The 24,800-nt window shown below is 69.4% G+C and carries 29 protein-coding genes; 13 read left to right on the forward strand and 16 right to left on the reverse strand.

Annotation, left to right across the window (positions count from 1 at the left end):
- Window position 1 precedes the first annotated feature (1 nt).
- From ABZV44_RS36000 to ABZV44_RS36010, 3 genes are all read right to left on the reverse strand, one after another.
- Window positions 2-868 carry an alpha/beta hydrolase gene (locus ABZV44_RS36000; protein ID WP_354846605.1) on the reverse strand — a complete coding sequence of 289 codons (867 nt, stop codon included), beginning with the start codon at window positions 866-868 and terminating at the stop codon, window positions 2-4.
- 251 nt (window positions 869-1,119) lie between these two features.
- On the reverse strand, window positions 1,120-2,508 hold the full coding sequence (locus tag ABZV44_RS36005) for a hypothetical protein (protein WP_354846608.1): 1,389 nt from the start codon (window positions 2,506-2,508) through the stop codon (window positions 1,120-1,122).
- 215 nt (window positions 2,509-2,723) lie between these two features.
- Window positions 2,724-4,190, reverse strand: a complete 1,467-nt coding sequence (locus ABZV44_RS36010) for an FAD-dependent monooxygenase (RefSeq protein ID WP_354846611.1) — start codon at window positions 4,188-4,190, stop codon at window positions 2,724-2,726.
- Window positions 4,191-4,270: 80 nt separating this feature from the next.
- On the opposite strand from ABZV44_RS36010, the gene ABZV44_RS36015 reads away from it, so the two are divergent.
- The gene (locus tag ABZV44_RS36015; RefSeq protein ID WP_354846614.1) at window positions 4,271-4,879 is read left to right on the forward strand and encodes a TetR/AcrR family transcriptional regulator; all 609 of its coding nucleotides are present in this window, start codon (window positions 4,271-4,273) and stop codon (window positions 4,877-4,879) included.
- A gap of 8 nt (window positions 4,880-4,887) precedes the next feature.
- Here the strand turns inward: ABZV44_RS36015 and ABZV44_RS36020 are convergent, their stop codons facing one another.
- Window positions 4,888-5,853 carry a quinone oxidoreductase gene (locus tag ABZV44_RS36020; protein WP_354846617.1) on the reverse strand — a complete coding sequence of 322 codons (966 nt, stop codon included), beginning with the start codon at window positions 5,851-5,853 and terminating at the stop codon, window positions 4,888-4,890.
- Between the two features lie 106 nt (window positions 5,854-5,959).
- On the opposite strand from ABZV44_RS36020, the gene ABZV44_RS36025 reads away from it, so the two are divergent.
- Together ABZV44_RS36025 and ABZV44_RS36030 are read left to right on the forward strand one after the other, a co-directional pair.
- On the forward strand, window positions 5,960-6,310 hold the full coding sequence (locus tag ABZV44_RS36025; protein WP_354846620.1) for a hypothetical protein: 351 nt from the start codon (window positions 5,960-5,962) through the stop codon (window positions 6,308-6,310).
- On the forward strand, window positions 6,307-7,062 hold the full coding sequence (locus ABZV44_RS36030; protein WP_354846622.1) for a GntR family transcriptional regulator: 756 nt from the start codon (window positions 6,307-6,309) through the stop codon (window positions 7,060-7,062). The genes ABZV44_RS36025 and ABZV44_RS36030 overlap by 4 nt, the downstream gene beginning before the upstream one ends.
- An 84-nt stretch (window positions 7,063-7,146) precedes the next feature.
- On the opposite strand, the gene ABZV44_RS36035 is transcribed toward ABZV44_RS36030, so the two are convergent.
- Both ABZV44_RS36035 and ABZV44_RS36040 read right to left on the reverse strand, forming a co-directional pair.
- Window positions 7,147-7,596 (reverse strand): PTS glucose transporter subunit IIA, encoded by a 450-nt coding sequence (locus tag ABZV44_RS36035; protein WP_354846625.1) that lies wholly within the window; start codon window positions 7,594-7,596, stop codon window positions 7,147-7,149.
- Between the two features lie 5 nt (window positions 7,597-7,601).
- Window positions 7,602-7,832, reverse strand: a complete 231-nt coding sequence (locus ABZV44_RS36040; protein ID WP_354846627.1) for a PTS glucose/sucrose transporter subunit IIB — start codon at window positions 7,830-7,832, stop codon at window positions 7,602-7,604.
- Between the two features lie 123 nt (window positions 7,833-7,955).
- On the opposite strand from ABZV44_RS36040, the gene ABZV44_RS36045 reads away from it, so the two are divergent.
- Genes ABZV44_RS36045 through nagB form a run of 5 tightly spaced genes read left to right on the forward strand, consistent with a single transcriptional unit; the run spans window position 7,956 to window position 13,077 of the window.
- On the forward strand, window positions 7,956-9,239 hold the full coding sequence (locus ABZV44_RS36045) for a PTS transporter subunit EIIC (RefSeq protein ID WP_354846630.1): 1,284 nt from the start codon (window positions 7,956-7,958) through the stop codon (window positions 9,237-9,239).
- Window positions 9,236-9,499, forward strand: a complete 264-nt coding sequence (locus tag ABZV44_RS36050) for an HPr family phosphocarrier protein (protein ID WP_354846633.1) — start codon at window positions 9,236-9,238, stop codon at window positions 9,497-9,499. The genes ABZV44_RS36045 and ABZV44_RS36050 overlap by 4 nt, the downstream gene beginning before the upstream one ends.
- On the forward strand, window positions 9,489-11,144 hold the full coding sequence (gene ptsP / locus ABZV44_RS36055) for a phosphoenolpyruvate--protein phosphotransferase (RefSeq protein WP_354846636.1): 1,656 nt from the start codon (window positions 9,489-9,491) through the stop codon (window positions 11,142-11,144). The genes ABZV44_RS36050 and ptsP overlap by 11 nt, the downstream gene beginning before the upstream one ends.
- A complete protein-coding gene (locus ABZV44_RS36060) occupies window positions 11,141-12,307 on the forward strand; it encodes an amidohydrolase family protein (RefSeq protein ID WP_354846638.1) in 1,167 nt (388 codons plus the stop codon). Before ptsP ends, ABZV44_RS36060 begins: the two co-directional genes overlap by 4 nt.
- Window positions 12,295-13,077 (forward strand): glucosamine-6-phosphate deaminase, encoded by a 783-nt coding sequence (gene nagB, locus ABZV44_RS36065; RefSeq protein WP_354846641.1) that lies wholly within the window; start codon window positions 12,295-12,297, stop codon window positions 13,075-13,077. Before ABZV44_RS36060 ends, nagB begins: the two co-directional genes overlap by 13 nt.
- Window positions 13,078-13,080: 3 nt before the next feature.
- Here the strand turns inward: nagB and ABZV44_RS36070 are convergent, their stop codons facing one another.
- Both ABZV44_RS36070 and ABZV44_RS36075 read right to left on the reverse strand, forming a co-directional pair.
- Window positions 13,081-13,452: a limonene-1,2-epoxide hydrolase family protein gene (locus ABZV44_RS36070; protein ID WP_354846844.1), complete on the reverse strand. Its 372-nt coding sequence runs from the start codon at window positions 13,450-13,452 to the stop codon at window positions 13,081-13,083.
- Between the two features lie 140 nt (window positions 13,453-13,592).
- A complete protein-coding gene (locus ABZV44_RS36075; RefSeq protein ID WP_354846644.1) occupies window positions 13,593-14,183 on the reverse strand; it encodes a TetR family transcriptional regulator in 591 nt (196 codons plus the stop codon).
- Window positions 14,184-14,254: 71 nt separating this feature from the next.
- Between ABZV44_RS36075 and ABZV44_RS36080 the strand changes: the two genes are divergently transcribed.
- Entirely contained in the window at window positions 14,255-15,103 is an 849-nt protein-coding gene (locus ABZV44_RS36080; RefSeq protein ID WP_354846646.1) for a class I SAM-dependent methyltransferase, read from the forward strand.
- Window positions 15,104-15,274: 171 nt separating this feature from the next.
- Here the strand turns inward: ABZV44_RS36080 and ABZV44_RS36085 are convergent, their stop codons facing one another.
- Window positions 15,275-16,183, reverse strand: a complete 909-nt coding sequence (locus ABZV44_RS36085; protein WP_354846648.1) for a sigma-70 family RNA polymerase sigma factor — start codon at window positions 16,181-16,183, stop codon at window positions 15,275-15,277.
- Between the two features lie 170 nt (window positions 16,184-16,353).
- On the opposite strand from ABZV44_RS36085, the gene ABZV44_RS36090 reads away from it, so the two are divergent.
- Together ABZV44_RS36090 and ABZV44_RS36095 are read left to right on the forward strand one after the other, a co-directional pair.
- Window positions 16,354-16,878, forward strand: coding sequence for a cupin domain-containing protein (locus tag ABZV44_RS36090; RefSeq protein ID WP_354846651.1), 525 nt, complete (start codon window positions 16,354-16,356; stop codon window positions 16,876-16,878).
- 7 nt (window positions 16,879-16,885) lie between these two features.
- On the forward strand, window positions 16,886-17,758 hold the full coding sequence (locus ABZV44_RS36095) for a class I SAM-dependent methyltransferase (RefSeq protein ID WP_354846654.1): 873 nt from the start codon (window positions 16,886-16,888) through the stop codon (window positions 17,756-17,758).
- A gap of 6 nt (window positions 17,759-17,764) precedes the next feature.
- Here ABZV44_RS36095 and ABZV44_RS36100 read toward each other — a convergent pair whose 3' ends face one another.
- The 3 genes from ABZV44_RS36100 to ABZV44_RS36110 form a co-directional block, all read right to left on the reverse strand.
- Window positions 17,765-18,151: a hypothetical protein gene (locus tag ABZV44_RS36100; RefSeq protein ID WP_354846657.1), complete on the reverse strand. Its 387-nt coding sequence runs from the start codon at window positions 18,149-18,151 to the stop codon at window positions 17,765-17,767.
- Window positions 18,152-18,233: 82 nt separating this feature from the next.
- Window positions 18,234-19,535 carry a hypothetical protein gene (locus ABZV44_RS36105; protein WP_354846659.1) on the reverse strand — a complete coding sequence of 434 codons (1,302 nt, stop codon included), beginning with the start codon at window positions 19,533-19,535 and terminating at the stop codon, window positions 18,234-18,236.
- Window positions 19,522-19,680 (reverse strand): hypothetical protein, encoded by a 159-nt coding sequence (locus tag ABZV44_RS36110; protein WP_354846662.1) that lies wholly within the window; start codon window positions 19,678-19,680, stop codon window positions 19,522-19,524. The genes ABZV44_RS36105 and ABZV44_RS36110 overlap by 14 nt, the downstream gene beginning before the upstream one ends.
- A 120-nt stretch (window positions 19,681-19,800) precedes the next feature.
- On the opposite strand from ABZV44_RS36110, the gene ABZV44_RS36115 reads away from it, so the two are divergent.
- Window positions 19,801-19,995 (forward strand): hypothetical protein, encoded by a 195-nt coding sequence (locus ABZV44_RS36115; RefSeq protein ID WP_354846665.1) that lies wholly within the window; start codon window positions 19,801-19,803, stop codon window positions 19,993-19,995.
- A 16-nt stretch (window positions 19,996-20,011) separates the two neighbouring features.
- On the opposite strand, the gene ABZV44_RS36120 is transcribed toward ABZV44_RS36115, so the two are convergent.
- Window positions 20,012-20,977: a DUF1152 domain-containing protein gene (locus ABZV44_RS36120; protein WP_354846667.1), complete on the reverse strand. Its 966-nt coding sequence runs from the start codon at window positions 20,975-20,977 to the stop codon at window positions 20,012-20,014.
- A 115-nt stretch (window positions 20,978-21,092) separates the two neighbouring features.
- Window positions 21,093-21,908 (reverse strand): alpha/beta hydrolase, encoded by an 816-nt coding sequence (locus ABZV44_RS36125; RefSeq protein ID WP_354846670.1) that lies wholly within the window; start codon window positions 21,906-21,908, stop codon window positions 21,093-21,095.
- A 174-nt stretch (window positions 21,909-22,082) separates the two neighbouring features.
- Here ABZV44_RS36125 and ABZV44_RS36130 point away from each other — a divergent pair, with 174 nt between their 5' ends.
- Complete coding sequence (locus tag ABZV44_RS36130) at window positions 22,083-22,631, forward strand: TetR/AcrR family transcriptional regulator (RefSeq protein WP_354846673.1); 549 nt, start codon at window positions 22,083-22,085, stop codon at window positions 22,629-22,631.
- Between the two features lie 117 nt (window positions 22,632-22,748).
- Here ABZV44_RS36130 and ABZV44_RS36135 read toward each other — a convergent pair whose 3' ends face one another.
- Both ABZV44_RS36135 and ABZV44_RS36140 read right to left on the reverse strand, forming a co-directional pair.
- Window positions 22,749-23,900 (reverse strand): serine hydrolase domain-containing protein, encoded by a 1,152-nt coding sequence (locus ABZV44_RS36135; protein WP_354846676.1) that lies wholly within the window; start codon window positions 23,898-23,900, stop codon window positions 22,749-22,751.
- 219 nt (window positions 23,901-24,119) lie between these two features.
- Window positions 24,120-24,770 (reverse strand): class I SAM-dependent methyltransferase, encoded by a 651-nt coding sequence (locus ABZV44_RS36140; RefSeq protein WP_354846679.1) that lies wholly within the window; start codon window positions 24,768-24,770, stop codon window positions 24,120-24,122.
- Window positions 24,771-24,800: the final 30 nt, after the last annotated feature.

Here is a 24,800-nt window from a genome sequence, read left to right on the forward strand (position 1 = left end):
CTCAGCTCTCGTCGAGGACCTCGCGCAGTCGCTCGGCGAAGGCCTCCGGCTGCCCCGGATAGCCGCCGTCGGGACCGGCGAATCCGCCGTGGTGACTGGGGAACACGACCGGGCTGCTGCCCAGGATGGCCGCGGTGGCCTCGGCGGTGCGGCCGGTGAAGACGCCCTTGGACTCCTCGCCCACGGCGATCAGCACCCGCGTGCTCGCCGCCTGCAGCGCCGCGACATCGGGGGCATAGTCGGTCACCGCCCAGGAGGCTTCCGACAGCAGCGGGTCGTCGCGGGTGCCGTCGTCGATGGTGGGCATGCCGAACATGGCCGGATCGGCCGGCGGCTGGGCGAAGTAGGCGTCGGTGAGCTCGCCCTGCCACGAGGTCCAGGCGATGAACGCCGCCATGCCCGCGAAGGATCCCTTGGCCTGGTACGCGTCGCGGACCGCGGCGCGGGCGCGCTCGGCGGCCGCCGCGTCGGGCAGTACCGGGATCATCGGCGGCTCGTGCGCCACCAGTGTGGCCACATCGTCCGGATGCGCGGTGACCAGGGCCAGCGCGGTGACCGCGCCGCCACTGCTGGCGAACAGGTCCACCGGGCCGACGCCGAGCGCGGTGATCAGCGCGTGCACATCCTCGGCCTGGACGGTCGGCGAATTGTCGGTGCGCCCGTCCTTGCGGACGCTTCGGCCGAGCCCGCGCGGATCGTAGGTGATCACGGTCCGCTCCGGGAAATACGAAGCCAGCGTGGCGAATCCGTCTGCGGTCATGGGCTGGCCGATCATCATCAGCGGCCGGTGCGCGCTCGCGGACGGCGCGGGTCCCAGCAGGTCGTAGGCGAGATCGGCTTCGGGCGTTTCGAGGATGTGTGCGGTCATATCGGTAGGGACGGTACCGTGCGGCGGAATTCATCGGTGGCTCCGTGGCGGTGTGTCACGATGGCGGGGCACGGCCGGGCCGACGAATGAGCGGTGATGATGGCGCACGGAATTCGGAATACGATGACGGCGCTCGGCCTCTGCGAAGTGCTCCTGCCGGTGGAACGGCGTGCTCATCCTCGGCACCACGGCCGGGGTGGAGACCTTCCGGCTTCCCTGGCCCCGCACCGCATTCCGGCGCGGGGGAGCGGTCAGTTGCAGGGCTGCAACGGGAAACAGGCGGGTGCGATGGTCGTCGACGGCAGCGTCGGGTCCACCCCATGCGTCGAGGTGGTCGCCTGAACGACCGTGGAGTGCGGCGGCGGCTGCTGTTTGCTGGGCGTCGGCGTGGTCCGGCCCGTGCAGGCGATGGCGATCACCAGGATGATCACCGCCAGCACCAGGCCGCCGATGATCGGCAGATCCTTGCGACGCTTCTGCCCGGTCCCGCTCGTGGCCTGCCGATCGTTCCACAGCGGGAACCTCTCACGCTCCTGCGACGGACCGGAAAGACCGGGCTGCGGCCAGGATTGGGGGCCCGGCCCGAAACCCGGCGGCGCGGGTTGACGGGGCTGCGCCGGCTGCCCGAACGGCGGCGCACCGGGCGGTGCGGGCAGGGGCTGGGTCGGTGTGGGCTGCGTCGGCCGCCCGGCCGGGGCCGCGCCCGGGATCGGTGTCGGAGGCGGTGGCGTGCCCCGGCTCGGCGTCGTCGGCTCGGACCTGCCTGCCAGCGCGCGATAGGCCCGCTCGGCCGCGGTCGCCGAGGTAGCACCCGCGATCGCGGCCGCGGCGGCACTGCCCGCGCCGGTGCGGCGCGCCGGATCCTGCTGTGCGGCAGGACGATCACCGCCGCTCGCGGATTCGGCAGCGGGTCCCGGCTCGGCCGGGCCGCTCCCGCCCGTGCCCTCGCCGGAATGGACGGGCACCGACGGGACCGACGGCACCATCACCTCGGTCGGCCGGTTCGGGAACGGCAGGGGAGCGTCGCGTGCCGAGTCGGGCACCGGGAATCCCTCCGACACCAGATCGGAATATGTTGCGGCGGCGGCGAACCCGAGCGCCCCCAGCGCCTGCCCGACCTGTCCCGCATCCCACGACGCCGGGGCGCCCTCGGCGAGCGTGGTGAAATAGGCGCGCAGCGACGACGGCCCGTCGCCGATCAGCACGTCGATACCGGTGGGCAGCGCGCCCTTCTCCAGCTTCACGCGACTGCCCAGCTGCGGCACCAGCAGCACCAGCCCGCTGACCGGTACATGCTCGCGTCCGGGTGCGGAGCGCAATTGCCCGGCGAGGTCCACGGTCTGGCGGCGCACCCGCTCCAGCGGATCGGCGTCCCCGTCGATGGGCGCGGGCTTGCCGTCCACGGTCCACGGCTGATCCTCCGCGCACGCCAGGGTTCCGGTCACCCGCTCGGTGAACCCGTGCACGCCGACCACCACACAGGTCTGCGGCGTCCAGACCACCACATCGGCGTCCTGGCACTGCACGACCGCGATACCGGGCACGGCGTGCGGGCCGCTCCAGGATTTGAGCCAGTTCACCACGGTGCGTTCGGTGCTCGACAGCCGCGACGGGTCGTCGTTACGGACCTTCACCAACATCCCAGAACCACCTCTGACCGATGCGCCTCTACCTGCCGGCCGCCCGAACCCTCGCCGCGACCACCTTACGGGGTCGCGGCACCCTCGTGTGGCCGAAAATGTACGGTCTCAGCGAATCGTCTTGCGCGGCAGCATGATCATTCTGCACGGTCGGCCCGGGACTAGGGATCCCAGGGGCTTTCGCCCCGATACGCCCGGAATGCGAACTCCGGCAGTTACCGCTCGGTAGGCGTGCCCCGGGATCCGACATATCCGTCGGGACGGACGAGCACCCAGCTGCCGTCGGCCGCGTCGTAGGCCCGCTGCGCGTCCCCCGCGGCGTCGGTGAATTCACCATTGCCGGAGGCGGATTCCGGCCGGACCACGCGCACGGTTCGCAGGTCCGTCGCGGGGGATCCGGCCTGATCGGCCGTCGTGTCCGGGCCGAACAGCAACAGCGTGGCGTGGGGACCGCGGAACAGGTCGAACAGCCGCACGGTCTTTCCGTTGGCATCGACCAGGGGTGCGTCGGGGGCACGATCGCCGGCTTGCAGCTCCGCCGCGTCGTCGCCGGTGTCCCGGTAGCTGATGTCGAGCTGATGGGTGCCCTCGCGATCCATGGCATCCGGATCGCCCTTCACGGTCTTGTCGAGCAGCTCGCTGCTCAACCCGAGGATCCGTGCGGCCACGGCGCGGCGCTCGGTCTCGTAGCTGTCCAGCAGCGCCTCGCTCGCGGGCCCCGGATGACGCAGCGCGGCTTCGAGTTTCCAGCCGAGGTTGTGGGCGTCCTGCACACCGGTGTTGAGCCCCTGCCCGCCGGTCGGCGGATGCGCGTGCGCGGCGTCACCGGCCAGGAACACCCGCCCGGCCCGATACCGCTGTGCGAGACGGACATTCGGCCGCCACACCGTCGACCAGGTCAGGTCGCTCAGGACGATGTCGTCACGGCGGGAACGCCGCGTGAGATGGTCCTGCAGGTCCGCCAGCTCGGTGCCGGACTCGGTGTTCAGGCCGGTCGCGAACTGGAATTTCCGCCCACCCGGCAGCGGCATCAGCGCGATGCCGTCCATGGGGGAGGAGCTGTCCGCGAACCAGTACCCGACCGAGTGATCGAGCGCATCCGCGCACACGTCCCCGAGCAGCATGCGGATCGACTCGTCGGTGGTGCCCTCGAACGGAATCCCCAGCGTCTTGCGCACGGTGCTGCGCCCTCCGTCCGCGCCGACCAGATAGTCGGCCCGCACGGTCTCGGTCGCACCCGCGCGCTCCAGGATCACGGTCACTCCGTCGGCGTCGGCGCTGAAATCGGCCACGGCCGTGGCGGTTTCGACGCGGACCCCGAACTCGGCCAGCCGCTCGCGCAGCACTCGCTCGGTGTCGGCCTGGGCCAGCACCCACGGATTCGGGTGCGGCACCGCGGATGTGGGCTCCCGCCAGGCGCTCATCCGCCGCTCCATCACGAACTGCCCGTCCAGGTGCACCAGTAGCGGCGCCTGCGGCGCGCCCTGCGCGAGCACCGCGTCGAGCACCCCGAGATCGTCGAACACCTCGAGGGTGCGCGGCTGCAGCCCGTCCCCGCGCGACCCGGCGAAGAACTCCCCGGCCTTGTCGACAATGCGGACCCCGATGCCGCGACGCGCCAGATCGATGGCGAGGGTGAGCCCGGTCGGCCCGGCTCCCGCGACGAGGACCTGCGGATTCATGGCGACTCCAATGCTGAATCGAAATTCACTGAATGTTGATTCAGTATTGTGGGTGGTACCTTCCGCTGTCAAGGAGGTGGATGGTGGCAGCCCGCCGCAGTGAGAAGTCGGCCGAGACCGAACAGGCGCTCAAGCACGCCGCCCGGCAGCTGTTCGCCGACCGCGGCTACCTCAACACCAAGATCACCGACATCACCGCGGCCGCCGGCCGGGCCGCGGGCTCGTTCTACAACCACTTCGCGAGCAAGGAGGAGCTGCTCCAGTCGCTGCTGAAAGACCTTGCCGACGAGAGCGATACCTCCGCCGAGGACCCGGCGCACACCGCCGACTTCACCGACCCGGAGTCGGTGCGCTACCACATCGCGAGCTACTGGTCCTTCGCCCGCACGAACTGGCCGGTGCTGCGCGCCGTCCAGCAGGCGGCCCTGGTCAATGACGACTTCGCCCGCATCGCAGCGCGTTTCGCCACCGAGCAGCGCGACGAGGTGGCCGACCACCTCGACGGTTTCGTCCCCGCCGGCCTGCGCCTACCCGGCTCCGCCGACGCCAGCCTGGCGATGATGTTCGTCTCGGCCACCGGCCTGTTGCAGGCGGTGCAGGAGGGCGGCCTGGCGCTCACCGACGAGCAGGCCGTGGACGCCCTCACCCGATTCGTCTACCGCGGCCTCACCGGCCGCGATCTCGACTGACGAAAACCTCAGGGCACCAACACGATCGAACCGGTGGTCCGGCGTCCCTCCAGATCCCGGTGCGCCTGCTCGGCCTGCGCCAGCGGATAGCTGCCGCCGACCCGGATGTGCAGCCTGCCGTCGGCGATGGCGGTCATGATGTCGCCTGCGCGCCACAGCAATTCGGCCCGATCCCGGGTGTAGTGCGCCAGTGTGGGGCGGGTCACGAACAGTGAGCCCAGCGGATTGAGCCGCTGCAGATCGAACGGCGGCACCGGCCCGCTCGCAGCGCCGAACAGCGCCACCATGCCGCGAATCCGGGTGGCGGCCAGGCTGGACTCGAAGGTGGAGGCGCCCACGCTGTCATAGGTCGCGGCGACGCCCGCCCCGTCGGTCAGCTCCCGCGCCCGCGCCGCGATGTCGTCGTCATAGCGCAGCACCTCGGCCGCCCCGGCGTCCCGCGACAGCTTCTCCTTGTCGTCGGTCGACACCGTGGTGATCACCCGGACCCCGCGCGCCGCCAGCAGCTGCGTCAGGATCAGCCCGACACCACCGGCTCCAGCGTGCACCAGCACGCTCTCGCCCGGCTCGGGCTTGTAGATCGACTCGATCAGATAGTGCGCCGTCATGCCCTGCAACAGCGCCGACGCCGCCACCGGCGCATCCACCCCGTCCGGCACCGGAATCGCCACGGCCGCAGGCACGACCACCTGCTCGGCGTAACTGGCCGGCGCCGCCGCCCACGCCACCCGATCCCCGACCCGGAACTCGGTGACGTCGGGCCCGACAGCGGTGACCACACCGCTGCCCTCGGATCCCGGAATGTAGGGCACCGCCTGTGGGTACCGCCCGGTCCGAATGTAGGTGTCGATGAAGTTGATTCCGCTCGCCTGCGTCCGCACCAGCAACTGCCCGGGCCCGGCCTGCGGGTCCGGCACCTCCACGTACCGCAGGACTTCGGGACCGCCGTGCTCGGAAACCTGGATGGCGCGCATGGAGTCAGTCTTACATCGCCGCGGCCACGCGGTACGCGGCGGCTCGCGGGTGTGAGATGTGCGGCGGTTCATGGACGCTGAATTACCCGTGGGTAAACTGCAGCGCATGAGCGCTACCACCGCCCCGGCATCCGAGAAGCTGTCGCCGTCCGTCGTGGATTCCGTGAAGGGATTCGTCGCCGAGCACGGCGGTTCCGCGACCGCGGTGCTGCAGCCCATCGGCCGCGTCGGCGTCCGCATCACCCTGGTCGGCGCCGACGGCGTCCTGGGCGACCGCGTCGTCGGGTCCATGGCGGCCGCCAAGTCCCTCGTGGAGACCGTGAACGGCCTGTCCGAGACCGAGGAGTGGGACCGCGAACTCATCTCCAAGGTCACCCCGGCGAAGGGCCACTGGGCCCAGATGGCAGGCTGGGTCGCACACCAGAAGCGATTCCCCAAGGCGCGCAACGAGAAGTGACCGCGCCCGCAGCCGGCGGGGGCGGAAAGGACCGGATCGACGTGTCAGGGCGCGTGACCAAGCAAGCGCAACTGCGTTCGGCGCTCACCACCCTGTGCGCGAATCTGCGTCCCGGTGAGATGCTGCCCAGCGAACGCCAGTTGTGTGACGACTACCGGGTCAGCCGCATGACCGTGCGCGAGGTACTGGGTCAGCTCGAATCCGAGGGCGTCATCACGCGCGTCCCCGGCAAGGGCACCTTCGTGGCCGAGCGGGTGGCCCGTTCCCGGCTGCACATGGCCTCGTTCACCGACGACATGCGCCGGCTGGGCCGCACTCCGAGCACGGTGGTGCTGCACACCGATCATGCGGTGCCGCCCCCGGCCTCGGCGACGGCGCTGGGGCTGACCGCGAACGCCAAGGCGTACCACCTGGTTCGGCTGCGGCTGGCCGACGGGCTGCCCATGTCCATCGACGACGGCTGGTACCGCGCCGATCTGCTGCCGGAGCTGCTGGATCACGAACTGACGCAGTCGCTCTACGCGCTGTTCTCCCGCGAGTACGACTGCCCGATCGACCGGGCCGAGCAGAGCGTGCGCGCGGTGGCCGCCGACGAGCGGCACGCGGGCTGGCTGGGCACCGAAACCGGTTCGCCGCTACTGGCTTTCGACCGGATCTCGTACTCGCGCGACCGGGCCGTGGAGCACGCGCAGTCCTGGTACCGGGCCGATCGGTACCAGGTCTACATGACCGTCTCGGCCGAGGACAGCTGACCGGCCTGCCGGCAAGGAACGAGCCGCCGCCCGATCGGGCAGCGGCTCAATTCTTTTCCGGCCTGGTGCGGAGTCCTTCCTGTCTCACATGGAGAACAGCACCGAGCCCGTGGTGACCGGGCCGGTCAGGGCGTTCCGCGCCGAACCCGGGCTGCTGTCCATGACCACCACCGGCACGGCCGCGCTCAGGCCGAGACGGCGAACGGCGTTGGGGGAGAAGGAGATCAGCGGATCACCGGCGGTGACCCGATCGCCCTCGGCGGCCTTCACCTCGAAGAGGTCCGGCTTGCCGACGGTGTCGATGCCGACGTGCAGCAGCACGCCGGTGCCGTCGTCGGTGACGATGACCGCGGCGTGCGGGTGCAGCTTCACCAGCGATCCGGTGACGGGGGCGACCACGGTGGTGGCGGCATCGGTGTCGAGGGGTTCGATGGCCACGCCCGCGCCCACCATCTCGGCCGAGAAGACCGGATCGGGAACCTCGGACAGGGGCATGGCACGCCCGTCGAGCGGCGCGAGAATCTCGGTGCTCATGGCGGTCAGATAAGGTCGTTGATGTCTTCGGCCAGGGCATCGGCGCTCGGCCCGACCACGACCTGAACCGCGTCACCCATCTTGACAACGCCATGGGCGCCGGCGGCCTTCAGTGCCTTCTCGTCGACCAGGTTCGCATCCTTCACTTCGCAGCGCAGGCGGGTGATGCAGCCTTCCACCTCGACAATGTTGTCCGCGCCACCCAGTCCGGCGATGATCTGATCCACTTTCGACATTTTTCCTCCGTGCGTGTCGAGTAGACAAAGCTGGTTATAACCAGTATATGTCTGGTTATAACCAGTGACGCTAACTGATCGTGAACAGTACGCGTGACTCCATTCACAGACTGAGGACCATCCATGGCCGATGCCGTCGAGAGCTCCCGCAAGAAGCTCGATTTATCCGGACTGCAGAAGCTCGGCCGCAGCTTGATGCTGCCGATCGCCACGCTACCCGCTGCCGGACTGTTGCTCCGGCTAGGACAGGACGACATGCTCGGCCGGTTCTCGCCGATGCGGTCCGCCGCCGCCGTGCTCGCCGGCGCGGGCGGCACCCTCATCGACAACCTGCCGCTGCTGTTCGCGGTCGGCATCGCCATCGGCTGGGCGAAGAAGGCCGACGGTTCCACCGCGCTCGCGGCGGTGGTCGGCTACCTCGCCTTCACCGGTGTCCTCAAGGCCATGTCACCGGTGGTGCTGGACGGCAGCTGCGGCCCGGTGCTGGGCTGGCTGTTCCGGGCGGCGCACTGGAACTGCCCGGTCGTCGACGTCGCGAAGGCCCCGGCCGCGCAGCTCGTCAACTTCGGCGTCCTCGGCGGCATCGTGATGGGCCTGACCACGGCCACGCTGTGGCAGCGCTTCCACCGCACCCAGCTACCCGACTACCTGGGCTTCTTCTCCGGGCGCCGGCTGGTGCCGATCCTGACCGCGTGCGCGGCCGTCGTGATCGGCGTGCTCATGTCCTTCGTCTACCCCGCCTTCAATGCCGCGCTGACCTGGCTGGGCACCACCGTCGCCGACAACTCGGTCGCGGGCGGCGGCATCTTCGGCTTCGCCAACCGCATGCTGCTGCCGCTGGGCCTGCACCACATCATCAACTCGGTGGTCTGGTTCGTCATCGGCGACTACCACGGCGCGCACGGCGACATCCCGCGCTTCCTGGCCGGCGACCCCTCGGCCGGCACCTTCATGACCGGCTTCTTCCCGATCATGATGTTCGGCCTGCCCGCCGCGGCCATCGCCATCTGGCGCCACGCCCGCCCCGAGCACCGCAAGATGATCGGCGGCATCATGCTGTCCACCGGTCTGACCGCGTTCCTGACCGGCATCACCGAGCCGCTCGAGTTCTCGTTCATCTTCGTGGCGTGGCCGCTGCTGGTGATCCACGCGTTCTTCACCGGCACCTCGCTGGCGCTCACCAACGCGCTCGGGATCCACGACGGGTTCACCTTCTCGGCCGGTGCCATCGACTATCTGCTGAACTTCGGCAAGGCCACCCATCCGCTGCTGCTGATTCCGATCGGGCTCGGCTACGCGGCCCTGTACTACGTCACCTTCAGCTTCATCATCAAGCGCTGGAACCTGCCGACACCCGGCCGGGAACCGGACGAGACCGAGTTCGAGAAGGAGAACATCGCAGCATGATCACCCGCACCGCCGTAGTCGCGTCCGAGACCGGACTGCACGCCCGTCCTGCTGCCCTGTTCGCCAAGGCCGCCGGGGAAGCCGGTGTCCCCGTCCGGATCTCGGTCGGCGACAAGGACCCCGTCGCCGCCAACAGCCTGCTGCAGGTGATGACCCTGGGTGTCAAGCAGGGCGACACCGTCACCCTGCACGCCGAGGACGGCGCCGACGCGGCCCTCGATACGCTGGTCGCGATGCTGGAGACAGATCTTGACGCGTGAGGTGCGCGGTGTCGCCGCCGCTCCCGGGATCGCCGTCGGATCGGTGAAGTGGCTGGCGCCGGCGCCGGTCACCAGCCGGGACGACGCGCCCGGGAGTGACGTCGAGGCCGAAATCGCCCGCGCGGAGGCCGCTTTCGAGACGGTCGCCGGCCGGTATTCCGCGCAGGCCCTCGACGCGCAGGGCCCGGCGGCGGACATCCTGTTCATGACCTCGGCGCTGGCCGCGGATCCGGCACTGCTGGATCAGGTGCGCGCCGAGATCCGGGGCGGGACGCCGACCGCGCACTCGGTGACCGAGGCGGTGGCGCATTTCGGGGCGCAGCTGGCCGCGCTCGGCGGCATGATGGCCGAACGGGCCTCGGACCTGCGGGATGTGGGCCAGCGGGTGGTGGCCGAGCTGCTCGGGGTCGATCCGCCCGGGATCCCGGACAGTGCAACGCCTTTCGTGCTCGCCGCCCAGGATCTGGCGCCCGCCGATACCGCGACGCTGGACCCGGAGCGGGTCATCGGGCTGCTCACGGTGGCGGGCGGTCCGACCTCGCACACCGCCATTCTGGCCAAGGCGCTGGGTATTCCGGCCGTGGTCGCCGCACCGGACGCGGCCGGGATCGCCGAGCACACCGACGTCGTGCTGGACGGCACGGCCGGCGTGGTCGAGGTCGAGCCGACCGCGGCGCGTCGCGAGGAGGTGCTCGCGCTGCGCGCTCGGCAGGCGGTCGCACCGACCGGTCCGGGCCGGACCGCCGACGGGCACGCCGTACCGCTGCTGGCCAATGTCGGCTCCGCGGCCGATGCGCGGCTGGCGGTCGAACTCGGCGCCGAGGGCGTCGGCCTGTTCCGGACCGAATTCCTGTTCCTGGACCGCAAGTCGGCCCCGACGGTGGCCGAGCAGACCGAGCAGTACGCCGAGATTTTCCGAGTCCTGGGTGACCGGCCCGTCACGGTCCGCACCCTCGATGCCGGATCCGACAAGCCGCTGCCGTTCCTCGACCTGCCGGATGAGGAGAACCCGGCACTGGGCGTGCGCGGTCTGCGATTGAGCAGCGTCGATGAGGGGACGCTGCTCGACCAGCTCACGGCCATCGACACCGCGGCCAGGCAGACCGGCACGCCGGTACAGGTGATGGCGCCGATGGTCGCCACCGCGGAGGAGGCGGGGTACTTCGCCGCCCGCGCCCGCGACGCCGGGATCGGCACCTGCGGCATCATGGTCGAAATCCCCGCCGCCGCACTGTGTTCGGAGCAGCTCGGCGCGGAGGTGGACTTCTTCTCGATCGGCACCAACGACCTGTCGCAGTACCTGTTCGGCGCGGACCGCATGGCGTCGTCGCTGGCGGCGCTGCACAATCCGTGGCAGCCCGCGCTGGCCGCGACCGTCGCCACGACGGTGGGCGGGGCGCGCAAGCGCGGCGTCAAGGTCGGCGTCTGCGGCGAATCCGCGTCGAATCCCGAATTCGCCTGTGTGCTGGTGGGTCTCGGCGTCGAGACGCTGTCCATGGCGCCCCGCTCGATCGCGGGCGTCCGGGCCCAGCTCGGCGAGGTCACCCTGGAGCAGTGCAGAGCGGCGGCGGCAGCGGTGCTGTCGGCCCGCACCGCCGACGACGCGCACCAGGCCGCGCGCCGGGCATTGGGGCGAGATACGTGACGACCACCCTGCGCGGCCGGGTCGTCACCCTCACCGAGGCGGGCGAGCTCGCCGACGGGGTGGTGTCGTTCGGCGGGGCGCGCCTCGACTATGTGGGCCCGGCAACGGGATTCGGCGGTGATCTGCCGGACCTGCCGGACGAGCCGCCGATCATCCTGCCGGGGCTGATCGACGTGCACTGTCACGGCGGCGGCGGATTCGGCTTCCCGGAAACCGATCCCGAGGGCGTGGCCGCCGCCGCGAACTTCCACCGCCGCCGCGGCACCACCACGCTGGTCGCCTCCCTCGTCTCCGCCACCGAGGCCGAACTGCGCGACCGTATCGACGTGCTCGGCAAGGCCATCGACGACGGCCTGCTGGCGGGCGTCCACCTCGAAGGCCCGTTCATCAGCGAGCACCGGCGCGGCGCCCACGATCCCGATCGGATCATCGCCGGTGATCCGGCGTTGCTGGAACGGCTCCTCGATTACGCGGGCGGCCGCGTCGTGTCGGTGACCGTGGCCCCGGAAACGGCGAACTTCGACGCCCTCGCGGACGTGCTCGCCGACGCGAATGTGATTCTCTCCCTGGGACACACCGTCGCCGACTACGCGCAGTCCGTGCACGCCATGCGCCGCGGCGGGCGGGTGTCCATCACCCACCTGTTCAACGCCATGCCCGAGCTGGCGCACCGCGACGCCAACTTCCTCACCGCCGCCATGGCCGCGGCGGGACGCGGGGATGTGGTGGCCGAGGTCATCGGCGACGGCGTGCACCTGGCCGACGGCACCGTGCGCATGGTCTTCGACACCATCGGTCCCGACAATCTGGCCCTCATCACCGACGCCATGGCCGCCGCCGGGCAACCCGACGGGCGCTACCAGCTCGGCAGCCTGGATGTCGTGGTGCGGGAAGGCATCTCGCGCATCTACGACCCGGAGGGGGAGGGCGCCATCGCCGGCGGCACCGCCACTGCCGCGGAAGTGCTGCGCCGCACCGTCTTCCACGCGGGCGTCGAGCTCACCGCGGCGGCCACCGCCGCGTGTGCCACCCCGGCCCGCCTGCTCGGCATGGCCGACGACATCGGCGCGCTGGCTCCGGGTATGCGCGCCGACGTCCTGGTCGCCGACCACCACCTCAACCCCGTGACCGTGTACAAGGATGGAGCGCCATGGAACTCGTGATCACCGACAACGCGGCCGAGGCCGGTGTACTGGCCGGCCGCATCATGGCCGACCACGTGCGCCGCGGCGCCCGCGCCATCGGGCTGGCCACGGGCTCCTCACCGCTGGGCGCCTACCGGGAGCTCATCCGGCAGTATCGCGAGGAGGGTCTGAGTTTCGCAGGCGTGCAGGCGTTCCTGCTCGACGAGTACATCGGCCTGCCGCCGGGACATCCGCAGTCCTACCGGCAGTTCATCCGTGACGAGTTCACCTCGCATGTCGACTTCGCCGACACCGACGTCCACAGCCCCGACGGCAATGCCGCCGACATCCCGGCGGCCGCGGCCGCCTACGAACGCGCCATCGCCGAGAACGGGCCCATCGCCGTGCAGATCCTGGGCATCGGCGCGAACGGGCACATCGGCTTCAACGAGCCGGGCTCCTCACTGCGCTCGCGCACCCGGGTCAAGACTCTGACCCCGACGACCCGCGAGGACAATGCGCGCTTCTTCGACGACGACCTGGCGCAGGTGCCCACCCACGTCCTCACCCAGGGCCTCGGAACCATCGGCGACGCCGGCCATCTGCTCATGATCGCCACCGGCGCGGGCAAGGCCGAGGCGGTCGCCGCCGCGGTGGAGGGCCCGCTCTCCGCGTTCTGCCCAGCGTCGATCCTGCAGATGCACCCGCACGTCACGGTCATCGTGGACCCGGACGCGGCGGCGCGCCTGAAGGCCGCCGACTACTACCGGTTCGCGGTGGCGAACAAGCCCTCCTGGCAGAGCTTCTGACCCCTACGCGCCCTGCTGCATGGCGGTGAACGGGGCCATGTCGAAGTAGTCGCGCCACGCGGAGATCCGGCCGTCGCGGACCTCGAACACCCCGGTCACCGGCAGCTCGATGTGGTTGTCGCCGAGGGTGAATCGGTCGGTGCGCTCGTTGAGCACGACGGTGCCGGTGACGGCCTGGTGGTGGATGATGAAGTCGATGCCGCCGAACGCGCCGATGAAGCCGCGCAGGAACTCCAGGATCGCGGCCTTGCCGACGAACGGCTGCATCGGAATATTGTGGTAGACAGCGTCCTCGGTGAAGAACTCGGCGATGGATTCCGGTGTGCCGGTGCGCCATTCGGCGCACAGCGCGGTGACGACCTCGGCGGGGGACAGGGTCGTGTGGTCGATGCTCACTGCGGTGGGAGACCTTTCGTGCGGGTGACCTGAACTGCAGGGGCCAAAGTTCCCGGCGGCCCCGACGGTGTCAAGGGTGGTCTCGCAGTGAGACATTCACCCGTCCGCGTCTCGGTGTTTCAAGGCGTCAGCGCGCCACCCAGGATCGCGGTCACCATGGCGTGCACGGCTTCGGTCTCGGGCCGGGCCGCGGTGCGGTCGGCGAAGAGCAGGTGTCCCGATCCGATCAGCGTGCGAGCGAGTAGATCGGTGTCGCAGGTGGCCGCGAGGCGGCCGTTGCCGACCTCGGCGGCGAGGTATCCGGCGATCAGTTCGGTGGCCTCGGTCAGGACGGGGACACCGACCGGCCGGCGCTGCCGCAGCCGGGCGCGCAGCTCGTCCCGATAGGTGACCAGGCTGACGATGGCCACCGCCACCGTCTCGAACACGGCGGTCAGTGCCTCGGTGAGGTTGCCCGGCACCGTGGCCTCCCCCGCCCGGTCGCGCAGTGCGGCGCCGAGCCGCTCCACCCGGACGATCCGATCCTCGACCAGCTCGCCGAGGAAGCCGTCGAAGTCGGCGAAATGCCGGTGCAGCACGCCTTTCGCGCACCCGGCCTCGGCGGTGACGGACCGGCTCGTCAGCCCGCTCGGCCCGTCCCGCAACAGAATCCGCTCGGCGGCGTCGAACAACTGCTCCCGTGCATCCCGAATGGCCACCCCGGTGGGCACCCCGCACTCCTTCATGTCGGCCGGACCCAATCCATTTGCGGAGTGGGCAAGTGCCCACTTAAAGTGGGCGCATGGTCACTCTACCGCCCTCGGGCACCGAACCCGCAGACCAGAGCCCCCATCGAGCCCGGCACATCGCGGAGTCGTTCGGTATCGACGCCGCCCGCTACGACCGCACCCGCCCGGCGTATCCCGCCGCCATGATCGAGCGCATCCTCGCGGCAAGCCCCGGCACGGACGTCCTCGACGTCGGCTGCGGAACCGGTATTGCGACCAGGCAGTTCCGCGATGCCGGATGCACGGTGCTCGGCGTCGAACCCGATGCCCGCATGGCCGATTTCGCACGCGAGACCGGCGTCGACGTCGAGGTCGGGACCTTCGAGGACTGGGATCCGGCCGGCCGGACCTTCGACGCGGTAATCGCCGGAACCGCTTGGCACTGGGTCGATCCGGTGCGGGGCACGGCCCGGGCGGCGCAGGTCCTGCGCCCCGGCGGCCGGCTCGCCGCCTTCTGGCCCCTCGCCCAGCTGCCGCCCGACGCGGCCGCGGCCTTCGCCGCGGTCTATCGCCGCCTGCTGCCGGACACACCCGTCGCGCGGGTCGCGGACCGCCCCGCCCTCGAGATCTACCAGCCGATACTCGACACGGTGGCCAAGGGAATCCGCGAATCCGGAGCCTTCACCGTTCCCGAGCAGTGGCAGTTCGATTGGCACCGCACCTACACCCGCGACGAATGGCTCGACCAGATCCCCACCCACGGCACCCTCACCCAGGCCCCGCCCCACACCCTCGCCGCCGTCCTCGACGGCATCGGCGCGGCCATCGACACCCTGGGCGGCACTCTCACCGCCTCCTACGCCACGGTCGTCGTGACAGCCGCACTGCGACCCGGCCGATCCGCCACGGCCGCAGCGAGCTGATCCGGAAAAGCCTGCGCGGGTTCGTGATCGAGCAGCTCGACGCAGTCCGGTCACCTGCTCGGCTGTGCACCGCGACCCCTGCGGCCTGCGTCCGGGAGCGCCCGCATTGCCGGGTCCATGCTCACCGTGGCCGTTTGCGTGCCCTCGTTGCGGTGGCTGTCCGGCGTGCCATCAGGTGATCCGGGATAGCTTGTGCGGGTTGGTGATCGAGTAGATCGTCTGGATTCGGCTACCGGCCGGGTCCAGGTCGACGACGACGGCCGCCAAGGGGCTCTCGTCGGAGAACACCAGGACACAGGGGTCTTCGGCCACCCAGCGGTAGCGAATGGCTAGGTGCCCGGCGGGGAGGTCGGCGGCCACGGCCATGAACACCGCGGCGACCCGGTCGCGGCCATGGACGGGTTCCAGGCTCTGGGCCCGGCCCGCGCCGCCGCTGTCGGTCCACAGGGTGACGTCGGGAGCGAGGACCTCGAGCATGGTGGCGAGGTCACCACGCAGGGTGGCCTCGGCCAGGCGCTCGCTCAGCCCGGCCTGGAAGTGCTGGTCTCGCCGGCGAGGCCGGCGCTCGTGGATGTGCTTGCGGGCGCGGGAGGCGAGCTGGCGGACCGCGGTGGGGGAGCGGTCGAGCATGGCCGCGATCTCGGGGTGGCCGAAGCCGAACACATCGTGCAGGATGAAGACCGCACGCTCCAGCGGGGACAGGGTTTCCAGGACCACGAGGACCGCCATGGACAGCGATTCCTTGCGTTCCACGACGCCGGACACCTCGTCCTCGGTGGTGACCAGCGGTTCGGGAAGCCAAGGGCCGACATAGGTTTCGCGTCGTTTGCCGATCTCGGTGCGCCGCGCCAGGGCGTGATTGGCGACGACCCGGACCAGGTAGGCGCGGACATTGTCGACCGGTGCCGCGGCGGGGTCACGGTGGCGCGCCGCCCACGCCAGCCAGGCTTCCTGAAGCACGTCTTCGGTATCGGCGACGCTGCCGAGCATGTTGTATCCGACCGCGAACAGCAGTTCGCGGTAGTCGAGAAAACGCGCGGTGACCTCGTCGGAGGCCGCGTGCGGTGGCTGTGCCGTCATGATTCGTCTCCCTTCTCTCGCCACCGAAGAGCCGGGCGGCCCGGAAACTGTGACATGGCGGGCCGGATCGTGTTCCGCGTCACCGAAATCCGCGCCCGTGTCACTGTTCGCGGTCACCGTGCCTCTGTGTTGTCGTCCGGGGAGGGTCCCCGGGGCCGAGGAGACCGACCATGACCACCACACCCTGCGGCGCGGACCGCGCCCTGTTCATCCGGGCCGGCGAGGCCGAACAGCTGCCGGGCCTGGGCGTGCACCTGTACGCCGACCACGATATGACCGGTGGAAAGCTCAGCGCCAACCGCGCGGTCCTGCCCGCCGGCACCGATGGCCCGCCGCCGCACTTCCACACCACGTCCGCGGAACTGTTCTTCCTGCTGGGCGGCACGCTGCGGGTGCTGGCCGGGGAGGAGATCCTCACCATGGGCGAGGGGGATTTCCTGCTGGTTCCGCCCGCCATGGTGCACGCCTGGGCCGCCCCCGCCGATTCGGCGGCCGATGTGTTGATCGTGTTCACGCCCGGCATCGAACGCTTCGAATACTTCCGGATGGGTGAGCGGCTCCGCCGCGGTGACGGCGATCCGCTCGAAATCCTGCGCACCCAGGAGCGTTTCGACAATCACTTCGTCGACAGCCCGCTCTGGCGCGAATCCCGGATCGACCCGGCGGCGGGCGAACCATGGCCGCAGCGCCGATAATGAACCGGTGACCGAGCGTGCAGCGAGCCGGACAGCGGTCCTGGTCTGCCAGGGCCGCGCCGTAGCGGACGGGCGAATGGGCGGCGGGCGGTTCTCCGACCCGATCGCGGTCGAATTATTGGTCGACGGTGAACGCGAACTGGTCGATCTCGTGCGCGCGGGCGCGGTGCCGAAGAGGTTCGGCGCACGGATGGAGTACGAATTGCTCTCCGCCACTTCGGAAGTGCTGGCGGCCCGCACGGTCGCCATCGACGAGGCGGTGCGGGAGAGTGCGCATCCGCAGCTGGTGATTCTGGGCGCGGGGCTGGACGCGCGTGCCTGGCGCATGTCCGAACTGGCGGGAGTCGCCGTATTCGAGGTGGATCATCCGGCGTCCCAGGCCGAGAAGCGGGACCGGTTGGGGGAGCGGGAAGCCCTCGCGGACGTTCGTTTCGTCCCGGTCGATTTCGGTAAGGACTCCCTGGGGGCCGCCCTCACCACGGCAGGCCACGACGAGACCAGGCCCACCACCTGGATCTGGGAGGGCGTCGTCCCCTACCTGACGCCCGCCGAGGTCGCCGAGACCGTCACCGAGGTGGCAAAGCGCAGTGCCCCCGGCAGCCGCCTGATCATCACCTACCCGACCCCCAATCGGGTGTACCACTTCGGCCGTAAGGCCATGGAGCTGTTGCTGTCCGTTTCCGGCCGCACCAATCCCATGGCCGGTGAACCGCAGCGTTCGAGTTGGACCCCCGAAGCGATGGCCGCATTGCTCGCCGAGCGCGGCTTCTCCGTCACCGCCGACCGCGACCTGCAATCGGTCGCGGTCGAGGCGGGAATCGAGGGCAAACGCACCTCGGTCCGCGCCGACGGTCACATCGTCATCGCCGATCGGCGCTGACCCAGGTCAGTTCAGCGTGACGACCCAGGAGCCGTTGCAGCCGCGGTTGGTGTCGCGGTTCGGGTCGTAGTTCCACACCGCCTGCAGGTCCGAATCCTTCTGAATATTGAAATCACCCGTCGGCGACTGGACCGGTTCACCGTTGTACAGCAGCAGGCTCAGGTCGTCCGGGTAGATCGTCCAGGACCCGTTGTAGCCCGCCGGGTAGTTCATGGTCACCGTGGTGGTGCGGCCGGCGTGGTTCTGCACCACGATGCACGAATTCGGATGATTGGACTGAGCCTGGGCCGGTGCCGCGGCCAGCACGATGGCCGCCACCCCGACCGCGGCAGCGGCCACCGGTGCCGCTGCCTTCGCCACCAGACCACGCCCGCCGCTGGGAACGTTCCACATGATGCCCGACCTCCGTGTGAATTCCACCGCCCGAATGGCTGATTGGATGAGACGAAGTTATCCACCGCACCCAGCGGGTCTCTTATGAAATCCTTGTCGCCGCGACCCGGCGATTCTCGTCCCCTTCCATCGGATCCGCAGCGATCACCCCCAGCCGTTCCCGCACCGCGCACACCGAGATGTCCACGTGCCCAATCGCGATCTCGCGACTCTGTTCTTCACAATCCGTCAGGCATTCGACGGCCCGGCCGCGCGGAAATTCGGCCGAGAGGCGGCGCAGCGCCTCGGCACACCGGATCCTGAGATAGGAATAGACAGTGGAGTCGAAGATCGCCTCGACGACAGGCACAGCGGGCACATAGTCGAGCCGGGCCAGAGCATCGACCAGACTGCACTGGTCATCGATGTAGTCGTTGCCGCCGCCATGGGCGGCCTCCAGACGATCGAACAACCTTGGCGCATCTGATTTTTCGCCGATATCTGTGAGCAGTGACAGCGCTGCGCCACCGATCGAGCTGTCCAGGTCTGCGCGCGCCCGGGCCCACTCCAACGCCCGAGGTGACCGCAGCCGCCGCAACTGCCGGCGCACCGCGACCCGCACAGCCAGTGTGGCGGCCCCCTCCGCGAGCACCGTTGGTGCAACGTCCAAGAGCACCCCTTCCCAAAGCTCATCCGTGATCCCGGCCGGTGAGACCTCTTGAACGAGACCGGATTCCACGACAGCCCGAAGGATCCTTTCGCGCTCGGCAGCATCTCGTGCCGCCCGCCCGGACGGCCCTGTCGGCGGGCGTGCCCGCTTTCGCTCCATATCGGAAATCGCCCTGTCGATCCGTGCGCTGGCGCGCCGCCACACCGGCCAGGGTCCGGCCGAGAAATCCTGACCCCACTCGATCGCCCAGCGAAGCTGCTCGTCATCGGCTACTCCGAGCGCCTCCTCGAGCAGCCCCTCGGCCTCCGGATGCTCGAAGAACGGCACGAGTGCACCGAATGCCAAATCGAAGTCGCGACCTGTCCGCAGATAGCGCCGCAACTCGGCCACGCTGCCCGGCACCCCGCGGCGCGCAAGCAGCTCGAACACCCGGACCGCGAGCCACGCATCCGAATCGCCGCTCGGATCGAGCGGCCGCGCGTACGCGGCACGCAAGAGCCGCAGATCGATCCCCAATTCGGCGATCAGCGTGGCGTAGAGCCACCCTCGATGTTCGACCTGATGGTCCCACCGCGGATCATCCACAATGCAGCCGATCACATACTCCGCAGCCAACTCTGGCTGATCCAGCGCCGCCGCATACGCTGCACCCCGCCCACGCTGGATCATCCCCAGCAGCGAATCAGGTTCCGCCCAAACCGCTTCCACGATCGGCGCACCGTCACTGTTCTGCACGGCAGTGCAGGTTCAGCAGCAGCGTGTCAGCCGGCAGTGCCGCCAGATAGTCGGCACTGTGGTCACAGCCCTCGGCGATATCAGCTTTGCCCGGCGTGAACCCGAGTTCGAATGGCGTCCGCGCTTCCGCGAGGGTCGCCTTCACGTCGGAGGCATCGCACGGGGGAGTGCATACCGTGGTTCGCGAACCGGCCATCCTGACATCAGATCATCCGTGCCACGGTGTGGCCCAGCGATATTCCATCACGAGTTCAGGGTGTGGGCCGTGGGCAACACCTTCAGTGCGTGGGCCTCGGGCACGGATGTCTACATGACCAATGGCGGCACCCATGTGTTCTGCGATGTGCTGGCGCTGGCCGGCTCCGCGCCCGCCCGCACACCGTGGCAGCAAAACCTGATCCTGCACTTCTGCGACACCGAAAGGTACGCCCACGGCTTCGGCGGATCGGCTGTCTGGTGAAACGGGATGTCGATCGTCAGACGGGGATGGTCTGGCGGGGCCGCAGGGGTGTGCGGTCGCGGAATGCTTCTATTGCCGCGGCGACTTCGAATGGTGTTGTGGCGTGTGCGATGTCGTCGCGGTAGAGCACCCGCTCGGCGACGGGGTCCAGGTCGAATCCCCAGACCATCGACATGAGGGGATTGATGAAGAGTTCGGCACTTTGGGAGCGGGTGCGGGCCAGGGAGTGGTGATCACCGAATTCGCCGCGGGCGGCGTCGGTGATCGACGCGCAGACGATGCTCTCCTTACCGGGGGTGTGCTGCTGAACCCAGTCGACGGCCGCCAGCCAGGCATCGACGGCCGCGATGCCCGGTATGAGAGCGAAGACGCCGTGATACGCGCCGAGTCCGGCAAGTGCGGCAACGTTTTCCAGGAAATGCGCGTGGCAGACGCCATGGTGGGCATCGACGCCGAACCCGACACATATGGCCAGCTTGACGGGCAGGTCGAGCGCCTGCGCCGCCAACAGGCTGGTCACATCCTCGACCGGTGTACCCAATCCGGCCTCATCGCCGGTCATCAGGAGATCCGTACCCCCATCGACCAACACCATCCCGTCCAGCCGGAGTTCGCGAGCCAACCACGCGTAGGCCGCCCGGACATCGGCGGGCCCACCCTTGCGAATCAGGAACACCCGATCCGGAAAGCCGTGGTCACGCAACCACACCGCGAGGTGCTTCTCCGGGAAGTACGCGTCCGAACCTTCGGTCTCCGCGTCGATTTCGAACAGCCCGGGCGCGACCTGCCGGGCCGTGGTCCGCGTGACCGGCGTGAACGTGAGATTCGCCAGCACCACCGACTTGCCCTGCTCCTGCAGCGCGAACGCCACCGGCAATCCACTGAGCACGTCGAACCCGCCCCCAGCTCCAGCGACCAGGACCCGCTCGCAATCCCGCAGTCGATGCAGTGCCGGTGTGTCGAACAGCGAGAGCGCACCCATCCGTCGAAGTATTCAGCACTTCCGCCGTCCGCGCCCGAATCGGGGGAGTTCTCACTGCGGCTACCCGGACAGAATTCCGCGCTGAGAGCTCCCTGATCTTGATAGGTGTCGCACTTCATTTGGTCGACGGGCTGGCTCCCGGTGTCGCGTAGGCGGATTCGATGAATGGGCGGACGACGTCCAGGAACTGCTCGGGGGCGGAGGAGAAGGGCAGGTGGCCGGTTGGGAGGACCTGGAGCTCGGAGCGGGGGATCAGGGCGTGGGCTTTGCTGCCGTAGCGGAGGGGGAGGACCGGGTCGCGGCGGCCCCATACGATCAGGGTCGGTGCCGTGATTTCGGTTGCGCGGCCGGTGAGGTCGTAGCGGGGATCGTTGAAGCTGTGCCACAGGGCGGAGTAGGTGGCACGGCCGATGTCGGTGCCCGCCACGCGGATCGCGCGCTCTACGACGGCGTCGTCGTGCGAGGTCACGGGTTTCATGTAGTTGCGGATGCTGTGGGGGAGCCAGCGGCGGGCCATCAGGTTGGAGCCGTAGACGTTGCAGTAGGCCCGGGTCAGCGGCGTCTGCCGGACGAAGCCGCCGGTGTTGACGAGGACGAGCCCGGCGACGCGCGCGGGCTGTTCCAGCGCCAGGCGAGCGGCCGCGAATCCGCCGACCGAACTGCCGATGAACACCGCCGGATCCAGCTCCAGTGTTGTGACCACCTCGGCGAGCGTGTCGGCGATCCCGGCGGCGGTGATGGTCGAATTCGGTTCGGATGCACCGTGTCCCGGCCAATCGATGGCGATCACCCGATGCTCCGCGGTCAACGCCGGGAGGATCGGATCGAAGTCGTGGTGGTCGTGCAGGGTGGCGTGCAGCAGGACCACGGTGGGCCCGGCGCCGATGTCTTCGTAGGCCAGTCGTCCGGCCGACGTGCGCATGATGTGCATACGCAACAACCCTTCATTCGATTGTGGTGACCGATCGGTCGTTCACTGACCAGTCGGTCGGTCAGATATGATGTGACCATACAATCGGTCCGGAACACACGCAAGGGGACGCCGAATCGCCCGTCGCGCAACACAGGGGCGAACCGGCACCGCCCCCGGTGAGGGTTGAATCTGATGAATCTGCGGGAGGATTCCGCCGCGCGCACCCGCGCCGCGCTCGTCGACAGCGGCCTGCTGCTGGCCGAGCGGCTGGGACTCGGCGGTGTCAGCGTGAACGTCCTGGTGGCCGAGCTCGGCGTCTCGAAAGGCACGTTCTTCCATCATTTCGGCACCCGCGCCAACTATCTGCTGGCCCTGCATCGCGAATTCCACGAGCGCCTGCAGGCCGTGATCGACTCCGCCACCTCCGGTCTCGCCCCGGGCCGGGACCGTCTCCTGGCCGGATCCACCGCCTATCTCGACGCCTGCCTGCGCGACCGCGGCGTCAAAGCCCTGCTCCTCGAAGCCCGAGCCGAACCTCTGATCGTGGACGAGGTGACGGCTCGCAACACCCACAACGCCGCGCTGATCGAACCCGATTTCAAGGTCCTGGGCTGGCCGCACCCGGAGGCAGGGGCCCGGTTGTGGGTCGGCTTGGTCGCCGAAGCCGCCCTGCTGGAATTGCAGGCCGGTCATGAGCAGGGTTCGGTGCGAAACGCCCTGTGGCAGTTCCTCCCCGCCTGAGACCCGCCCGGTCCCTGTCTCGCCCCCACGGTGGTCCGCCCAGCACACAATAGGCAAGCTCGGCAATCTCGAGCGCGGCTCTGGTGCTGTGCGGTGCGCACCCGATGCGCTCCGGGCTCAGTCGGCTGCGCAGAGCGCGGTGTCGAACGCCTTCTGGAGGGCAGCGGTGACGGTGGGATCCGAGGGCCGGAGATTGGCGATGAGGGTGACGGCGCGGCCGTCCGGGGTGACGGCATTGAAGGTTCGGAAGCCCGGGATGGAACCGCCGTGTCCCCACACCTGGATGCCACACGGTGCGGCGGCGGTGGTCAATCCGAGGCCGTACGAGTAACCCGGGCGGTTGGTCAGCGGTTTCGGATCGGTCCGCATGGCGGCCACCTGGGCCGGGGGCAGCAGGTCCCCGGTGAGGAGCGCACCGAAGAACCGATTCGCATCGGAGCCGGTGGAGACCAGCGCGCCGGCACTGCCCGCCCACGACGGATCGAAACGGGTGACGTCGGTCGGCTTCCCGTCGACCGCCTCGTAGCCCTGCGGGTGCGGACTGCGGAGGTCGGTGTCGCCGGAGGCCGGGAAATAGGTGTCGCGCAGCCCCAGCCGGTCGATGACGCGGTGCGTGACCTCCTCGCCCACCGGATGCCCGGTCACGCGTTCCACGATCATGCCGACGATGAGGTAATTGGTATTGCTGTATTCGGCTTTCGCGCCCGGCTCGAAGTGCGCGGGCAGGGTCATGGCGCGCCGGACCAGGTCCGCAGTGTCGAAGTGCATGGTCAGCAGATCAGGCGAATCACCTTGCAGCTCGGGTAGTTCCAGATACTCGGGCAGACCGCTGGTGTGCTGCATGAGATCCCGGACCGTGATCCGGTTGCCGTCGATGCCCGCGCCCTGAACGACGCCGGGCAGGTAACGCTCGACAGGCGCGCCCACATCCACCGCACCCTCCGCGACGAGCTGCATCATGACGGTCGCGACGAACGTCTTGGTATTGCTGCCGACTCGCACATGCGCGCCCCGCGGAAAGGCCGCGCCGGTAGCGACGTCACCGACACCCGAGGTCGCACTCCACTCCCGGTCGTGCTCGGTGACGACCAGCTGCACCCCGGGAACTCCCGCCGCCACGGCAGCGTCGAGGGCGCGCCCGACCTCCGCACGCGCATCGGCCGACAACGGCGCTGCCGGCTGTCGCGTCGCATCATCACCGCAGGCCCCCACCGCGCAGACCACTCCGGCGACCGCGACAGCGGCGGCAATCCGGCGAACGAGCCTCATATGCTCTCCTTCTGGCGTAATGGCCGCGAGCGCTCGGCCGGAATGCGCTGCTGCGCAGCCGGATTCGCAGCTCACGGAGATCAATAACCGGATGGTAGCTCCGAGCCGCGGTCCGGGCATCACCCGCAACGCTCACCCGAGCTCATCCCTGAGACGTAGTGCCGGTCAGGGAAAACCCGCTGCCCGTCCTGCGGGAGCGCAGATTCGAACGGTGCACCGTCAGAGCCGGTAATGAGAGGCGACAGCGTCTTGGCCGGTGTAGTTCGGGCCGGCGTGGGCATCGGCGCCGGCGTAGGTGAATTCCCATCGGGGGAGGGCCCGGCCGCCGCGGGTGAGGCGGTGACTTCGCGCGGTGTAGGTGAATCCGTTGTCACGCAAGGCGGTTGTCACACGTCTACCGAGTGGAACGCCGCCGGTGTCACGGATCGAAGTGGCGTCGAAGTTCGCGGCGAACAGGCCGTCGGAGGTGAGCCAGGAAGACATGCGGGTGAGAGCAGCAAGTTTGTCGCCCACATAGTGCAGGGCGTGGACGCTGGTGATCAGATCCACGGGTTCGTCGGGACGCCAGGTCAATACCGACCCGGTGACGAGGTCGATGCCCGCTCGCGGCGGCCCACCGAAATAGTCCACCAGGTCGAGCCCGATGATCCGGGCGTGACCGGACAGCGTTTCGTCCGCCTCGAACAGGGCGTGGGCGCTGCCGCATCCGACATCCAGCCAGCGCTGGGGTGCGGGACGGGCCGCGAGCCAGGCAACGGGGTCGAAGCCGAGTTCGCGCCGGTAGGCGGGCAGTCGGCGGTCGCGGTTCATGGCGGAGTTCGCCACCACCGCCGTCTGTTCCAGGTGGGTGTCGTCGAGTAGCTCGGGCACACAGGACATCCTGCCCGGTGCGGTCGATGG

Origin of the sequence: Nocardia sp. NPDC004860 (assembly GCF_040609015.1) — a bacterium.
GTDB lineage: Bacteria > Actinomycetota > Actinomycetes > Mycobacteriales > Mycobacteriaceae > Nocardia.

Excerpts from the sequence above, each read along its gene's own strand:
- ABZV44_RS36000 (WP_354846605.1), bottom strand. The coding sequence starts at position 868 with ATGACCGCACACATCCTCGAAACGCCCGAAGCCGATCTCGCCTACGAC.
- ABZV44_RS36005 (WP_354846608.1), bottom strand. The coding sequence starts at position 2,508 with ATGTTGGTGAAGGTCCGTAACGACGACCCGTCGCGGCTGTCGAGCACC.
- ABZV44_RS36010 (WP_354846611.1), bottom strand. The coding sequence starts at position 4,190 with ATGAATCCGCAGGTCCTCGTCGCGGGAGCCGGGCCGACCGGGCTCACC.
- ABZV44_RS36015 (WP_354846614.1), top strand. The coding sequence starts at position 4,271 with ATGGTGGCAGCCCGCCGCAGTGAGAAGTCGGCCGAGACCGAACAGGCG.
- ABZV44_RS36020 (WP_354846617.1), bottom strand. The coding sequence starts at position 5,853 with ATGCGCGCCATCCAGGTTTCCGAGCACGGCGGTCCCGAAGTCCTGCGG.
- ABZV44_RS36025 (WP_354846620.1), top strand. The coding sequence starts at position 5,960 with ATGAGCGCTACCACCGCCCCGGCATCCGAGAAGCTGTCGCCGTCCGTC.
- ABZV44_RS36035 (WP_354846625.1), bottom strand. The coding sequence starts at position 7,596 with ATGAGCACCGAGATTCTCGCGCCGCTCGACGGGCGTGCCATGCCCCTG.
- ABZV44_RS36040 (WP_354846627.1), bottom strand. The coding sequence starts at position 7,832 with ATGTCGAAAGTGGATCAGATCATCGCCGGACTGGGTGGCGCGGACAAC.
- ABZV44_RS36045 (WP_354846630.1), top strand. The coding sequence starts at position 7,956 with ATGGCCGATGCCGTCGAGAGCTCCCGCAAGAAGCTCGATTTATCCGGA.
- ABZV44_RS36050 (WP_354846633.1), top strand. The coding sequence starts at position 9,236 with ATGATCACCCGCACCGCCGTAGTCGCGTCCGAGACCGGACTGCACGCC.
- nagB (WP_354846641.1), top strand. The coding sequence starts at position 12,295 with ATGGAACTCGTGATCACCGACAACGCGGCCGAGGCCGGTGTACTGGCC.
- ABZV44_RS36080 (WP_354846646.1), top strand. The coding sequence starts at position 14,255 with ATGGTCACTCTACCGCCCTCGGGCACCGAACCCGCAGACCAGAGCCCC.
- ABZV44_RS36085 (WP_354846648.1), bottom strand. The coding sequence starts at position 16,183 with ATGACGGCACAGCCACCGCACGCGGCCTCCGACGAGGTCACCGCGCGT.
- ABZV44_RS36090 (WP_354846651.1), top strand. The coding sequence starts at position 16,354 with ATGACCACCACACCCTGCGGCGCGGACCGCGCCCTGTTCATCCGGGCC.
- ABZV44_RS36100 (WP_354846657.1), bottom strand. The coding sequence starts at position 18,151 with ATGTGGAACGTTCCCAGCGGCGGGCGTGGTCTGGTGGCGAAGGCAGCG.
- ABZV44_RS36120 (WP_354846667.1), bottom strand. The coding sequence starts at position 20,977 with ATGGGTGCGCTCTCGCTGTTCGACACACCGGCACTGCATCGACTGCGG.
- ABZV44_RS36125 (WP_354846670.1), bottom strand. The coding sequence starts at position 21,908 with ATGCACATCATGCGCACGTCGGCCGGACGACTGGCCTACGAAGACATC.
- ABZV44_RS36130 (WP_354846673.1), top strand. The coding sequence starts at position 22,083 with ATGAATCTGCGGGAGGATTCCGCCGCGCGCACCCGCGCCGCGCTCGTC.
- ABZV44_RS36135 (WP_354846676.1), bottom strand. The coding sequence starts at position 23,900 with ATGAGGCTCGTTCGCCGGATTGCCGCCGCTGTCGCGGTCGCCGGAGTG.